Source organism: Nocardia cerradoensis NBRC 101014 (assembly GCF_000308535.1).
Classification (GTDB): domain Bacteria; phylum Actinomycetota; class Actinomycetes; order Mycobacteriales; family Mycobacteriaceae; genus Nocardia; species Nocardia cerradoensis.
This window is the reverse complement of the sequence record NZ_BAFW01000348.1, coordinates 1-13,257: the sequence shown is the minus strand read 5'-3', so window position 1 is coordinate 13,257 and position 13,257 is coordinate 1. Positions and strand designations below refer to the sequence as shown.

The window sequence follows — 13,257 nt, the reverse complement described above, 5'->3', positions numbered from 1 at the left end:
TCCGACGTGCTGGCCTCACCCGAGCACAGGAACTCACCCAGCACCGCCCGCTGGTCACGGGCAGGCATATCCCAGATGTGCAGCCGATCCCCGCCCGGCACCACGATCGCGATCTCGGTTGCAGGCACACCCAGCGCCGACGCCAGTGCGGTGATCTCGCGTCCGAATTCGAGGTCGTCTTGGCCGCCTTTGCAGGTGATGAGCACCAGTTGCGGCTTGGGGTGCTTGGCCGCCATCTTGGGGACGTCTTTCCACCGGTACCAGGCCCGCCACTCGTACTCGAACGTGGCGAGGGCGTGGCGTTTGATCAGCTCGGTTTTGCCGCCGCCGGTGGTCGCGATGATCGCCTGATGCCGCTTGATGTCCTTGTGCGGCACCGTCATCCAATGCTGATGCCGCGCGGTCAACTCCCGCATCAGCCCAGGGGTCTTGATGTCGGTCCGGTCGGCGAGAGTGCCGAGCACGATGTTCGCGCCGGCACTGTAGGGAGCGCCGAGCTTCGCAGCGCGCACCGCCGCACGAGCGCGGCGGGCTGTGAGCGCTTCCTGCATGCGTTCGGTGCGTGCCAGCGACTTCAACCCGACGGTGTTGGTCTTGAGCACGAAACTGGCCCACCAATACGTCGCGGCCAGCATCGCCACCGGGACACCCAGCGACAACATCAGCCGCACACCGGCGAAGTCACCGGCGGCGACCTGCCCGGCACCCGACCACAAGAGAGAGGCCGGGGTGGTCCACGATCCGCCGGCCAGGACCGACAACACCGGCAGCACCAGCGACCCGAACGCGAAGTTCCGCAACCGGTGCGGCGCCAACGGGATTGCGGAGGCGACGCCGATGATCAGGATCAGCATCGCGACCACGACCACACCGGCCACCAGCGAATTCGCCACCACATGCTCGACAGCGGAGACGTCGGGCAGGTGCAGGCCGGTGATGTGGTGGTCGACCTGGTCGGTCACGTGCTGAACGGGTGCGGGGGTGCCGGGAGGGGCTTCGGGGTGCAGGTTGCCGAACGGGGCGCTGCTGCCCGGTGCCGGCGACATCGGCGCGGGCACCGGGGTCGTGTAGGCGTCTTTGCAGTCGTCCGGGGTGATCAAGGGTGTGCAGTCGCTGGTCATGATGCTTCCTTGGAAAGTCGAATGAGGTTGTCGCGGTGACGGTTCGCGCTCTTCGCGGCGCGCATGGCCCGGCGCTTGTCGGTGTGCTGCTGCCACTGCTCGTCGAAGTCGCCGACGGCAAACAACAGGGGAAGGTCCGCGAGTTCGCGGGGCAGTCGCTTCTTCGCTGCGGTCACTGCTGCGATGACGCGTTCGGTGCGGCACAGATACAGCACTCCGACCAGGCGGTGGGGTTGCGCGTCGCGCGCTGACCGGAACGCTCCGGCCAGCGCGGAATCGAGGTGGTTGGGGTCCTTTTCGGTGAGTTCGACTTCCAGGGCCCACCAGCCGTAGGTGCCGTCGATGACTCCGCAGAACCAGCCGTCGTGCACGTGCGGGCGGTTGGGCATCGGCTCGCGGCCGGTGCTGAACTCCAGCACCGGTTTCCGGTTACGGGCCTCGGCCTCCGCGCGCAGCCGCTTGCCGGCCTCGTGACGCAGCACGCGCTCGGACACCCACGCCTGCGGGTCGGAGCCGACCAGCATGATGCGGGCCTGCGCCACCGCCCGGTAGTGGTGGGCGAACATCAGCGGCGGTTCCCACTCCGAGGGCCGCCACCCCAAATAGCGTGCTGCCACATCGCGTTTCGGATACAGCCACGCCCGCCCGCGCTGCACCTTCGCCAGCGACGCCCACCCGTTGTCGACCAACACCCGCGCGATCGCATACGCACTGGACTCGTGCACACTCAAAAACTCGGCCAGCACATCGATCTGCAGCCCATGCATATGCGAGGTCGCCGACAACACCTCCGCCTGGCGCTCGGTCGCGGTGTCCTGACGCGGACCGGGAAGGATCCGGCCCATCGACCCCGCCGGCACACCCAACTCCGCAGCGACCTCCGCCACGCTGTAGCCCTGCGCACGCAACGCCGCAGCCTCACCCAACTGCTTCTCCACCTGCCGCAACGGAATACCGAGCGTGCGACGAATCTCGCCATAGGACAGACCTGCGGCTCGCAAACCGGCGACGATCTGTGGCCGGTAGCGGCGCTCCAACGCCACGAAATCCGCGGCGTCGGTCTTCGTGTTGTGGTTCATCGGGTTCGCTCCCTGACTGTCGGGGCAGCACGGCGGGCCGCGATATCGCGGCGCGCCTGCACTGCCAGCTCGCCCATGGCCTCGATCTCGGAAACTTGCTGTGTGGCAGCGATTTCCGGCTGTTCGCGGTGGCGTGCGCGGTCGCGGAGGACGGTGCGGTCGGTTGCTCCGACCTGCTGCGCGATCTGGGTGACGGTCCAGCCGCGGGCGGTGAGGTCTGCGACCTGCTCGCGGCGTTCCTCGACGGCCGACTGTGAATTCCACCGGGCCTTGATCGGGCGGCCGTTCGGGTCGTCGAGGGCTTGCTCGTCCCATTCGAACGGCAAGGCCCAGCCCTTGCGGCGCCCGTGTGCGCGCGCCTGGTCCGACGGACCGGGAACGAGTTGGAGTTGGTCGAACAGCTCTTTCACTTCCCGGTCCCGCTTGGCCATGATCGACTGGCCGACCTGCGGGCCGCCGTCGCGGCGATGACCGAACAGCACGTTCATCGCGTTCGAGTTGGTGGCCACCCCCAGCTGCCGCGCCAGCTCCGCGCGCGGGTACCCGAAGGCCACCAACGCCTGCACTCGACGTCGTGCGCCGTGGATCGGCACCAACGCGTTGTCCGGCACAAGGTCGGCCGCACGCTCGGGAACCGAAACAGCCAGAATCGATTTCCGAATCTCGGGAGTCACCTGCGCGTCCGGCAACCGTGTGATGCGGCGCAGCGTTTCCGGATCCACCCCGGCGAGTTGGGCCAACCGACGCGACCGGATGCCCTTCGCCTGGATCTGCTCGATGTGCGCGCGCACCTCGTCGGCCGGTAGCAGCGGCTGCGGCTCCCACCGCCCGTAGGCGATCTGCCGATTGCGGTGCACCTGATAGTGGTTGAAGCACTTACCGCGCCCATACGCCGGCGCACCACATGCACAGGTGGCGCTCATCGCGACCGCCCCCGATCCACAGCACGCGACTGCGCAGCGCGGCGGGCGGCCAGATCGGCGCGCGCCGCCTCGATCAGCTCGCGCATGTCCTCCGCGTCGATCCCGCGGCGTTCACACGCCTGTGCCGACCGCACCCACCGCGCGATCCGCAGCGACTCCAACTGCGCCTCGGTCGGTTCCTGCTTCGGCCGGGTCTGCTGCGCGTCGTAGAGGTACGCCTGCCGGCGACCGCGGCCGCGGACTTGGGCCTGCCACTCGCTGGTCGGGCGGCGACCCTCGGCGTCCAACTGCCGCCAGGTCCGCAAATGCTGCGGCGCCATCCGCCACGGCCACGTCGGCACCCCGTACCGGCGGCCCTCCGGGTCCAAATACGCGGTACTCATCGCGCGACCCCGGGCAGGTAGTCGATGCCCAGCTCGATCAGCTCGGCGCGATTCGCGGCCACGAACCGCTCGACCGCCCTGGTGATCCGGGCCAGGCTGGCTTCCATCCCGGCGACGTATTCGTCGAAGCGGCGGTCGAATTCCTGCTCATCCGCGTAGGGATCGGTCATGTAGACCGCGTAGTCGTAGCTGCGATCCGCCGGCGCGCTGATCACGCAGTCCTCGTAGAACCGCAACTGTTCGGCCAGCACTTCGGCCTCGTCAGCCACCCGCGCCAACACAGCGCGACGGTCGTTCTCGCGGGTCATCGGGTCACCCCCGACTCCGCCGGCGCCGTTGTCGGGACGACGTGAACGCAATCGATCCGCGAAACCTCGTCCGCGCGACACACATTCGGCGACGGCGCATAGTTCGGGCTGCCCTGGCCGAGCATGATCCCGAACACGATCCCGGCGCCGAAACACACCGCCGCCGCCAACGCGATCAGCCGCCACTTCGGCGGGGTCGCATACATTCCCGCCTGCACCAGCCCAGCCGCGTCGAACTCCGGCCGACCGAACGCCGCCAACCCCGTGTGGTGGCGCGTGTAATCCAGACTGTTCATCGCCGCCACATCCCCCGCGGACGACGGAACATCGTCGACACCAGCCAACGCAGCCCGAACACGAACACCGCCGCCGCGATCACAATCCCGATCACCAAATCCGGCGACGTGACCAGCGCATACAGCCCGACCATCGCGACAACCAAGAGCAAAGGCGCCCGCGACATCACGCCACCCCGGTCGTATCGGCACCGAGCGGACGCGCCAGCGCCTGCAACTCGCTGCGACTCACGAACAGCAGGCGCGGCCCCTGCCGATACCCCTCCAGAAGCTTTCGATCGATCCACCGGCGAATGGTCTTGGGATGCACGCCGCCGGCCAATTGTGCCGCTGCGCGAAGCGTGATGAGGTCGTTCGGGAGTGGGCCCGCAGCGCTGGGACTTCCGTTCCTACGCATGTGTCCTCCTGCGTCTCTCTGTGTCGGAACTGATTGGGACACAGCAAGATTCGCTCGCACCCGGGGGACTGCATCACCAGATATCGCCCCTTGTGCAGACGTCTTTCGAACAAGTAAGATGTCCCTAGACGTCCCGTAGGAGGGCAAATGCCGAACGATCGACTGCGTGAAGCTCTGATGCGCAGCGGCTTGACGCCGGAGAGCGCCGCCGAAGAACTCAAGGTCAATGCGAAGACTGTCGAGCGGTGGGTAACGCAGGATCGAATTCCCTACCCGCGCCACCGCCATAAAATCGCCACGCTCGTGCGCGAGAGCGAAGCGTATTTGTGGCCAGACGCGGTTTCGATGGATCGAAAGATCGAGATCGCCGATTCTGAAGTCATCAGGGTGTATCCGCACCGCAACGTGATCCCAGGAGACTTGTGGGGGAAGTTGCTGGGCGACACGACAGAGCAGATCGACATCCTGGTCCTGGCGGGTCTGTTCTTCGCCGAAGAACCGGGGTTGAAGAAGACGATTCAGCGAAAGACGCAGGAAGGCGTGAAAATTCGCCTGTTGTTCGGTGACCCGAACGCGGATGAAGCCGGTAAGCGCGCGGGGGAGGAACGGCTAGCTGAGGGGACGGTCTCGGCGCGGATCAGCAATGCGCTGGCATTGATCCGTCCGATAGCGGAGCTCGACGGCGTTGAACTGAGGCTTCATACGACGACGCTCTACAACTCCATTTTCAGGTTCGACAACCAAATGGTGGTTAACATGCACGCCTTCGGTCTTCCGGGCGCACACGCCCCCGCCATGCATCTCCGCCAGCTGCCGTCCGGCGACCTCTTCGAGACGTACATGACCAGCTTCGAACACGTGTGGAGCGAATCGGCATCGCACGACCTCTAAGCTTGGCTGCATGGGCCGGACCGACTACTACAACGACCCGGAAGCGCCGGACGCCAACAGCATCAAGGTTGCGGTGAGCGCGGTGGTCCAAGACTCGGCCGGGCGAATCCTCATGATTCACCGGACCGACAACGACAAGTACTCGATTCCCGGAGGCGGCCTAGAAATCGGTGAGTCGGTCGCCGATGCCGTCGTTCGCGAAGTCAAAGAGGAGACGGGCATCGATGTCGAGGTGACGAAGCTGGTTGGCGTGTTCTCCAATCCTCGGCACGTCATCGCCTTTGACGACGGAGAGGTTCGGCAGGAATTCTCGATCTGCTTCCTCGCAGCCCCTCGCGGCGGGCAACTGCGAACCAGTGCGGAATCGAAAGAGGTCAAATGGGTCGCGCCCGCCGACCTCAGTGAGCTGGATATTCACCCTTCGGTTCTGCTGCGGATCCGGCGGGGCCTGTCCAGCAGTAGCGAACCCTACTTCACCTGAGGACGAGTAGCGATTCGGTCCGGCGAACGGCGTCGGCCAACTCGGGCTCGGCTTCTCGAATCGATTGCGTCACAACATGCTCCGAGCCGTAGCGGCGTTCGATGTCCGCGACCCGCGATTGGAGGTCCGTCCGCTCGCCCGTCGCAGTCGTCGTCATATCTGCCCACCACAGCGCATCCCGCAGGGGGGTCCGTTCGTCAGCCCATTCCAACGAAATATCTCGGCGCCGCGCTTCTACATGGGCACAGGAATGGTTCGCGACAAGCGCGCAGAGCCGTTCAGCGGCCCCGATACTGCGGAGGAAGGAAGCGCCGTCGACCGGATGAAATCCGGTGTTCACCAAGTCCGGCGCATAGCCGACGTCGTGTAGCCACGCCGCAGCCACGAGCATGTCCGGATCGTCGACGAGATCAGCCGCCGTCTCTGCCTGTCCGGCCACGCCTTGGACGTGCTTCCACCGCTTCGGTAGGCGTTGAAGGTGGGTACGAGCGACACTCTCTGCCCACTGGCGAAGCTCCTCGTTCATGCCAAAACCGTATCCAACTCCGGCACCCACGACGACCCAGAGGCGTGCCGATTGCCTAGCTGCGGTACTGCCGCTGTCGCTCGCATCGTGGGGCGGAGCACTGGGGCTGAGCGCTGGCGACCATCGGATTATGAGTACACATCGTGAGAACATTGCGCTGACCAGTGCAGACGCTGGTCAGCGCTAAGCAAAATCTCAAAATGCAAAGCTCTTGCCGTCGGCGGTAAATGATCGTGAATCCCGGTACCTGATCCCCACTGACCGGCCTAACCTGGGTTCAACTGACCAGGGTGATCCGCTGGATACGAGCACGGTGGGCCGATCTTGTCGATGGCCGACGCTACTGTGAGCAGCGTGGCGAACGAGGTGGCATTTGTAGACTTGCCGACCAGCGATCTCACCCTCGATACGGTTTACCTGGGTGGCCCCCAAGGGCACATCGGTGATGAGCCGATCGCGCGGCTGCTGCGGGGCGCGGGCAATCAGGGCGGGTTCAGGCCGATCGGCTCAGTATTGAAGAAATCGGTCCGTGCAGCCGTGCTCTACACCACTGGCGAAGTGATCGACTGGCCTGACAACCTCGACCCGCAAACCGGCATATTCACCTACTACGGCGACAATCAAAAACCTGGCCGCGCTGACCTGCACGACACTTCGCGGCGCGGAAACCTGTTGCTGCGCGACACCTTCGAAGCCGTCCATGCCAACGCGGCGGCACGTGCACTCGTCCCGCCGTTCCTTTTGTTCGAGAAGGCGGCCCCCGGCAGCGCCGTGCGCTTCCGTGGCCTCCTGGCTCCGGGCGCAGCAACACTCGGCGCAGACGATGACCTGACGGCCATCTGGCGCAGCAAGAACGGTCGGCGGTTTCAGAACTACCGGGCGAAATTCAGCGTACTGAACACGGGCCGAGTCACGCGCGCGTGGATTGACGACCTCCACGCCGGCACCGCGCCGACGAAGAGCCCCCACTGCCCGGGCAGTTGGCGCGCCTGGGTGGAAAGCCGCACATACGACACACTTGCTGCGCCGTCAACAAAGATTGTCCGCAGCAAGGTCGACCAGCTGCCAGCCGACAAGGCTGGCCAGGCAATCCTGCACGCAATCCACGCACACTTCGCCGATCGACCGCACGACTTCGAAAAGTGCGCAGTGGCGATCTGGCGAATGATCGCCCCCGCCACCGCGACCTGTGACGTCACCCGGCCGAGCCGCGACGGCGGCCGCGACGCCATCGGCACGTATCAACTCGGTCCCGCGGCCGACCCGATCAAGATTGATTTCGCGCTCGAAGCGAAGTGCTACGCCCAGACCAGCTCGGTCGGCGTCCGTGAGATGAGCAGGCTCATCTCACGGCTGCGCCACCGGAACTTTGGTGTCTTCGTAACACTTTCGTACTTCAACGCCCAGGTCTACGACGAAGTCCGCAGCGACGGTCACCCCATCGCACTGATATGCGGCCGCGATGTCGTGGAGATCCTGCGAGGAAGCGGCTACGGCGACGTCACGGCCGTGAAGCACTGGCTTCGAGCTACCTTTTCGTGAGTGGCGCCGTCAAGCGGCGTTGGAACAGGCCGTTACACCTGAAAGCTGCGTGGTGTTATCCGACGGGCCGTCATACCGAACCGAAGCTGCCAAGATGGGAAGGTGACTGCGCGCGATGTGACTTCTGCACTCAAAAAGACTGACTCACAACAGCGTTCGGCCGCTGCGGGTTGCGCACGTGGCTGGCAAAAGCGGGGATCACGGTTCGTGCTGCCGGCGAATCTGCCAAGTACGGTGCCGGCCACGCGAGAGCAATGGGCCGGGGCTGTCTGCGACGGCGACGTCGCCTCCGCTTGGGGCGAGCTAGGCACGTCTGTCGATCAGGTTGTTGGCGTTGTCTGCAAACCTGCGGCCGATATCGGACACGAGCTGTTCGGAGCGCTGCAGCAACTCGCGGAGTCGCACAATGTCCTCCAGGGGCGACTGTACGAGGTCGGCCGCTTCATACCGCCTGAGCAACTCCCCCAGGGGCCTAGCTTCCTCACCAAGCTGCAGCATATTGCGCTCGGCATCGCGGAGAACGTCATTGCCGGCCTCCATGACGGGCTAAATGTTATGCGTTGGGGCAGTGTCATCGAATTGCTTGCCGAAGGTGACCTGGTGGTCGAAAAATTGGCGGATCTCACAACCGTGGAGACGCGAGACTCGCTCGCGCAGCGATTTCGCCGGACATTAGGTTTTTCGGCCGACGAGCTGTCCGACGGCACTGGCTTTACTTTCCCGGCGCGTCTGGCGGTGGCCTGGAGCCGCCGACCGGATGAACTCGACGCCCGGCTGCGTCGACAATTGCCACATCTACTTGAGCCGGAGCAGGAGCTCACTCCTGAAGTCCGGACTCATCTCACAAGACTGCTCGCCAGCACACACGTTCTACCGGCACACCAGGCAGCGATTGCCAGCCGGAAAATCACGCTTGCCGCATTGGCGGCAGATCCAGACAACTGCGCAGAAGTTGTCGCCGAGCTTGTGAATGAAGAATCGGCACATTACGCAACACACCGTCAGGTCCAGCAGGAAATTGCTGCATTTAATAACGCTACCGAGGCAGAGGACCGCATGGTTCCATCGTGCGATCTCTATCAAAGAGTTATCGAGGGTGATATACGGCGAATCGCTCGACGCGTTCTCGGGCTGCTCGGGGAACGCCACGATCGAAACGTTATGCTGAAGACTCTCGAAGACCGATTGACTGCGCGAACCACGGAACCTGGCTGCGCACTACTCCTGTCATGCATAAACCGAAGATGGCGAAACGCGATAGCTCATTCGCAATTTCACTGGGATACGGTGAACCAGGCCGTTTCCCTCGACGGTGAACTAGCGCTACCTGCAGAAATCGCTTACGCCGCTTTACGCGCCTTCGAGATCGCCGCGGGATTCAACGCAGGAGTGGAGCTCGCCCTGAACGAAGCCGACAAGCAAAACTACTCACAACCCGAACCGAACGACATACTCGCTTGGGATATGGAGATAAACCGGCGGCTTGGCGCCAACGGAATAGAGCCCATTTCGATGCGGCGATTCCAGCGAACCATCCGGATCTCCGTGAAGCCGCTGTCCATCGATAATCTCCGCGATCACCTGATCGGTATACTACAGACCCGGTACCGGATCCCCGAGATCGACACATGGGAGATAGTGCAGTCTAATCGGCCCGACATTGTATTGAAGAATAAAGCGCTGGATGCAGCGGAGGGCTTAGTGGAAACCGGCGTTGACGGACATAGCTACATTCATCCTCACTCCGCAGAGTTGGTTCTCTATGCCGAGGCGGCATTGAATTGCGGACAACCTGCGCAACAAGTTGCGAAAGGCGTTCTGTCTCTATCTTCGGCAAATATTCTGGGTGAGTATGAAATATTCCAAGGGCGAAGTTCCTTTGATCGGGTTTCTATCCCCGAAGCGATGGTCTCGACAATTTCACGGCAGATCCGAGGGATCCGGAAAACTGCAACCCTGTTGCCGCGGCCTGCGCGTCAGAAGTTGATAGATCACGCTAACATCTTGCATGAACAGCGACGAGCCCTCCATGACGGAGGTGGGAAAGCACTTCCACAATCAGTCAAATTCGCGTGCAAAGTCCTAGCGAAGGGGCCAGCCATGTTTCCCTGGCTCGACAGTGACTCTGCCACGTGAACCTTCCCCGAATCCGCGGATTACCGAAGCTCCGCAGCCGACATAGGCAGTAGCTTCGGCGCCCGGTGTGCACGGACTCGGCAAGCGCCGCAGCAGAATCGGCGTGGCCGCCCAGTGCTCGGCTGCACGATCAGCGTCCGGCATCCTGGTGCGTGGCAGCGAGTTTCGTTACATGCCTGGCGCTTGTCGAGGGCTGCGAGGAGCCGGTGTCCGATGAATTCGGTGTAGGCGGGCGGGATGGCTTCGCGTAGCCCGTCGCGGGTCATCCAGTCGATGCCCATGGCGGTTTTGGCCTGCGCGACGCCGGAGAAGTTCCCGACGACGTGCATGAACTCATCCGCTGCCGGGGGCCGCCCCATGCGGGTGACCTTCACCCGGTGGGCTGGATGCTCGGGTACGGGTAGTGCGATGTTGGATTCGAACAGCCGGTGCCGGTACACGCGTAGTTGGTCGAACATGGCGCCGCACAATAGGATCGGCGCGTGCAGTGGTGCGCCTGGGACGTTTTCGATCACCCACGGCCGCCCGCCGGTGAGCCGTTGGAACGATTCGCGCAGCGGCCCCACCAAGTCGGGGTGCTCGCGCCCGCGGAGGCGTTGGGTGTTGCTGTAGAGCTGGCACGGTGGTGAACCGGCGAAAGCGTCGAAGTCCCTGGCATGCTGTTCGAGGAATTCCAGGGCATCGGCCTGGTGGAATTCGAACGGGTAGCGCGGCTGCGGTTCCATGTCGACGCCGACGACATCGAACCCGGCCAGGTGGTAGCCCATGCTGGCGCCGCCCTCCTTGCAGAACAAGTCCAGCAGCACCGGCCGCCGGGTGCGCGAGACCACGTGCGCGCTACGCATCGTCGTCCTCCGGTGCCGGCATGGTGAAGGGCTGGCTGCAGATGCCGCACAGGATCGGCCCGGCGTCGATCGTCTTCTTGTGAGCCCGGACTCGGCGGACCGGGTTGCAACTGCACACCAGCGCGCTTCCGCTGCGTGGCGCCTTCTCCTTCCCGTCGCCGTCTTCGCCGTCGCCATCCTTCGCGGCGAGGTCGTGTTCGGACCGGCGGTGGGCAACGATCGCCGTGGTCAAGGTGGCGATTTCGCCGGCGTACTGCTCGGCGGTCGGTTCGGGCAGAGTGGTGGTCGACCAGCCGATGCGGGGGTCGCGCTCGACGTGCAATCCGAATTCGTTGGCGAGGTCGCGGAACTTCCCGTTGTGGTAGGCCCCGCCGCGGCTGGTCTCGGAGATTCCGCGCGTACGCGCGGCGCCGTGGGCGGCCTCGTGCAGCAGGGTGGCGAGTACGTCGCGGGCGCCGAACGCCAGTCCTTCTCCGCCGACGAACAACTCGGGTAGCACCTGTCGGCCGTGTTCCCATCGGTCGGCGCCGAATGCGCCGAGCCGCAGCCCGCGCCTGCCGGCCGATCCGGACGCCATCGTGACGACGACGTCGGGCACGTCGGGATGCCGGGTGCGAAGGTTGGCCCATACCGATTCGATTGCGGTCGCCAAATCACTGGCAATGGAGCTCATGAAACCCTCCCCAAGGGCTTGATGCGTATGCATCAATTCTACCGAAAAAGGCTGCACCGCAACAGGTTTGACGCATACGCATCAACCGAATTTGATGCCTACGCGTCAACTCCCGCCGATTCCGCAGCATTGATGCATACGCGTCAAAACTCGTTGATGCATACGCGACAACCACCGGATTGACGCATACGCATCAAACGCACCCCGGCCGAACCTTCCTCTTGTGGTCGTCGATCGAAACCGGCCCGTACGCAACCTGACTCGACCGTCGCACTGAGCGCGTCCCGCGCGCGAACACGACTCCGCAGGAGTCGTACATGCTCACGTGCCCAGCTCTGCCAACGCAACTCACCCACCCAACCCCTCTTTTGTGGTCTCTCTTCTCTTTGTGGTCTCTCCCCTTCTTCTGGTTCCCTTGTCTCCCAACTGTTTGGTGTTGGCTCTCCTCCCGTCCGGCCGCCACTCTCTGTGATCAGCGAAGCCACAGAGAGTGGCGGCCGGACGGGAGGAGAGCCAGCGCTGTGACCGCAGGTCACAGCGCTTTCGTATCGGAATCCAATCGGAATCTCATTCGCATTGATTCCGCATTCGTTCCGAATTGATTCCGCATTGGTTCCGCATCGCAGGATCGTCAGCGATCCGAATGGCTGCAGTATTGATATGGCTGCGGGTTCCACCGCGTCGCCCCTTCACCTAGTGCAGGTGATCTATCGGTTGCTCGATCGTCTCGGGGGCGGGTTCCCTAGGGACACTGCGGCGAATTCCGGAGATGGTGGCACCCCACAGGGCGCCGGCCATCTCTTGCAGTGCCTCCTCGCCGATTCGGTCCGCGGCGTGCAGCGCGCTGCATACGAAGTCCGGCTGGTCCCAGATGAAGGTCCGGGGCGCCTCGCTGAGGCCGGCGGCAACAGCAAGGGTCATTTCTTCCGTGCCGGATGAAAGTGCGTTTTCCAGAAGCTCGACCACCTGGGTGTCGTAAGTGTTGGCCACCGCCGCGAACAGGTCGGCGCCCATAGTCCGCCGCTGCCAGGAGCCGAGGCCTTCTGCTATCCGGGCCAGGATGTGGGTGAGGCTAAGTAAAAAGTCCGGTGTGCTACCGCACGCATTAAGTGCGTGCGAAACCGCTCTGGATGTGCGCAGAGCCATCCGCCCAGCCGGGCGAGCCGTCAACGGCGATCTCTGTTTCTGTTGCGCAACAGGAAACAAGATCATGCTTGACGCTGGGGACAGATGTCGTCGACGATGGCGGCATGGCAGTTGCGGCAGGCGTCGTGGACGGCTCACTGGGAGCCGCCCTTCGTGATGCCCGCGTCCGCAAGGGGCTGTCGCTCCGTGCGGCGGCGGCCGGCACCGGGCTCAGCTACACCACGCTCTACCGGATCGAGTCCGGCGAGCGCGATACCGCGCCCGTCGATGCGCTGCTCGGGGTGGGCGACAGGCTGGGGATCCCACGCGCGACGATCGCTGCGTTGGCGGGCGGCCTCTCGCGCGAGGGTGCGCAGGATCTTGCAGGCGCCCGGGTGCGCCGCGCAATGAGGGGCGGTCGCCTCAGCCCCGCCGCGATTGCGGCACTGCGGCGGGTCCACGTTGCTCGGCTGCTGGACCCGTTCGCATCGCACCTCGCAGACGCGCCGGTGAACCTGAGCCGGCTCTCAG

General features: G+C 64.2%; 17 protein-coding genes. 5 read left to right on the top strand and 12 right to left on the bottom strand.

Annotated elements, in window-relative coordinates:
* The 8 genes from ON23_RS29715 to ON23_RS37590 form a co-directional block, all read right to left on the bottom strand.
* A partial coding sequence (locus ON23_RS29715) for a hypothetical protein (protein ID WP_039782417.1) occupies positions 1-1,121 on the bottom strand: 1,121 nt, incomplete at its 3' end.
* Positions 1,118-2,200: a hypothetical protein gene (locus ON23_RS29710; RefSeq protein WP_039782414.1), complete on the bottom strand. Its 1,083-nt coding sequence runs from the start codon at positions 2,198-2,200 to the stop codon at positions 1,118-1,120. The genes ON23_RS29710 and ON23_RS29715, both read right to left, overlap by 4 nt.
* The gene (locus ON23_RS29705) at positions 2,197-3,123 is read right to left on the bottom strand and encodes a helix-turn-helix domain-containing protein (RefSeq protein WP_039782412.1); all 927 of its coding nucleotides are present in this window, start codon (positions 3,121-3,123) and stop codon (positions 2,197-2,199) included. Before ON23_RS29705 ends, ON23_RS29710 begins: the two co-directional genes overlap by 4 nt.
* Positions 3,120-3,506, bottom strand: a complete 387-nt coding sequence (locus tag ON23_RS36250; RefSeq protein WP_051043551.1) for a hypothetical protein — start codon at positions 3,504-3,506, stop codon at positions 3,120-3,122. The genes ON23_RS29705 and ON23_RS36250 overlap by 4 nt, the downstream gene beginning before the upstream one ends.
* The gene (locus ON23_RS29695; protein WP_039782409.1) at positions 3,503-3,814 is read right to left on the bottom strand and encodes a hypothetical protein; all 312 of its coding nucleotides are present in this window, start codon (positions 3,812-3,814) and stop codon (positions 3,503-3,505) included. Before ON23_RS29695 ends, ON23_RS36250 begins: the two co-directional genes overlap by 4 nt.
* Positions 3,811-4,119 carry a hypothetical protein gene (locus tag ON23_RS29690; RefSeq protein WP_039782408.1) on the bottom strand — a complete coding sequence of 103 codons (309 nt, stop codon included), beginning with the start codon at positions 4,117-4,119 and terminating at the stop codon, positions 3,811-3,813. Before ON23_RS29690 ends, ON23_RS29695 begins: the two co-directional genes overlap by 4 nt.
* On the bottom strand, positions 4,107-4,277 hold the full coding sequence (locus ON23_RS38190; RefSeq protein ID WP_157170323.1) for a hypothetical protein: 171 nt from the start codon (positions 4,275-4,277) through the stop codon (positions 4,107-4,109). The genes ON23_RS29690 and ON23_RS38190 overlap by 13 nt, the downstream gene beginning before the upstream one ends.
* The gene (locus tag ON23_RS37590) at positions 4,277-4,507 is read right to left on the bottom strand and encodes a helix-turn-helix domain-containing protein (RefSeq protein WP_143860580.1); all 231 of its coding nucleotides are present in this window, start codon (positions 4,505-4,507) and stop codon (positions 4,277-4,279) included. The genes ON23_RS38190 and ON23_RS37590 overlap by 1 nt, the downstream gene beginning before the upstream one ends.
* 147 nt (positions 4,508-4,654) lie before the next feature.
* On the opposite strand from ON23_RS37590, the gene ON23_RS29685 reads away from it, so the two are divergent.
* Together ON23_RS29685 and ON23_RS29680 are read left to right on the top strand one after the other, a co-directional pair.
* Positions 4,655-5,398, top strand: a complete 744-nt coding sequence (locus ON23_RS29685) for a helix-turn-helix domain-containing protein (RefSeq protein ID WP_039782407.1) — start codon at positions 4,655-4,657, stop codon at positions 5,396-5,398.
* Between the two features lie 10 nt (positions 5,399-5,408).
* Positions 5,409-5,879 (top strand): NUDIX hydrolase, encoded by a 471-nt coding sequence (locus ON23_RS29680; protein WP_039782406.1) that lies wholly within the window; start codon positions 5,409-5,411, stop codon positions 5,877-5,879.
* On the opposite strand, the gene ON23_RS29675 is transcribed toward ON23_RS29680, so the two are convergent.
* Complete coding sequence (locus ON23_RS29675) at positions 5,872-6,405, bottom strand: HD domain-containing protein (RefSeq protein WP_039782405.1); 534 nt, start codon at positions 6,403-6,405, stop codon at positions 5,872-5,874. The genes ON23_RS29680 and ON23_RS29675 overlap by 8 nt on opposite strands.
* Positions 6,406-6,759: 354 nt before the next feature.
* Here ON23_RS29675 and ON23_RS29670 point away from each other — a divergent pair, with 354 nt between their 5' ends.
* Both ON23_RS29670 and ON23_RS38185 read left to right on the top strand, forming a co-directional pair.
* Positions 6,760-7,947, top strand: coding sequence for a restriction endonuclease (locus ON23_RS29670; RefSeq protein WP_223273964.1), 1,188 nt, complete (start codon positions 6,760-6,762; stop codon positions 7,945-7,947).
* 102 nt (positions 7,948-8,049) lie between these two features.
* Positions 8,050-10,083 carry a hypothetical protein gene (locus tag ON23_RS38185; RefSeq protein WP_143860578.1) on the top strand — a complete coding sequence of 678 codons (2,034 nt, stop codon included), beginning with the start codon at positions 8,050-8,052 and terminating at the stop codon, positions 10,081-10,083.
* Positions 10,084-10,103: 20 nt separating this feature from the next.
* On the opposite strand, the gene ON23_RS29660 is transcribed toward ON23_RS38185, so the two are convergent.
* The 3 genes from ON23_RS29660 to ON23_RS29650 form a co-directional block, all read right to left on the bottom strand.
* On the bottom strand, positions 10,104-10,913 hold the full coding sequence (locus tag ON23_RS29660; RefSeq protein WP_063821360.1) for a hypothetical protein: 810 nt from the start codon (positions 10,911-10,913) through the stop codon (positions 10,104-10,106).
* Positions 10,914-10,920: 7 nt separating this feature from the next.
* Entirely contained in the window at positions 10,921-11,601 is a 681-nt protein-coding gene (locus tag ON23_RS29655; protein WP_039782399.1) for a hypothetical protein, read from the bottom strand.
* 693 nt (positions 11,602-12,294) lie between these two features.
* Positions 12,295-12,615 carry a hypothetical protein gene (locus ON23_RS29650; protein WP_039782398.1) on the bottom strand — a complete coding sequence of 107 codons (321 nt, stop codon included), beginning with the start codon at positions 12,613-12,615 and terminating at the stop codon, positions 12,295-12,297.
* Between the two features lie 236 nt (positions 12,616-12,851).
* Between ON23_RS29650 and ON23_RS29645 the strand changes: the two genes are divergently transcribed.
* The coding region (locus tag ON23_RS29645; RefSeq protein WP_039782397.1) for a helix-turn-helix domain-containing protein at positions 12,852-13,257 on the top strand (406 nt) is incomplete at its 3' end.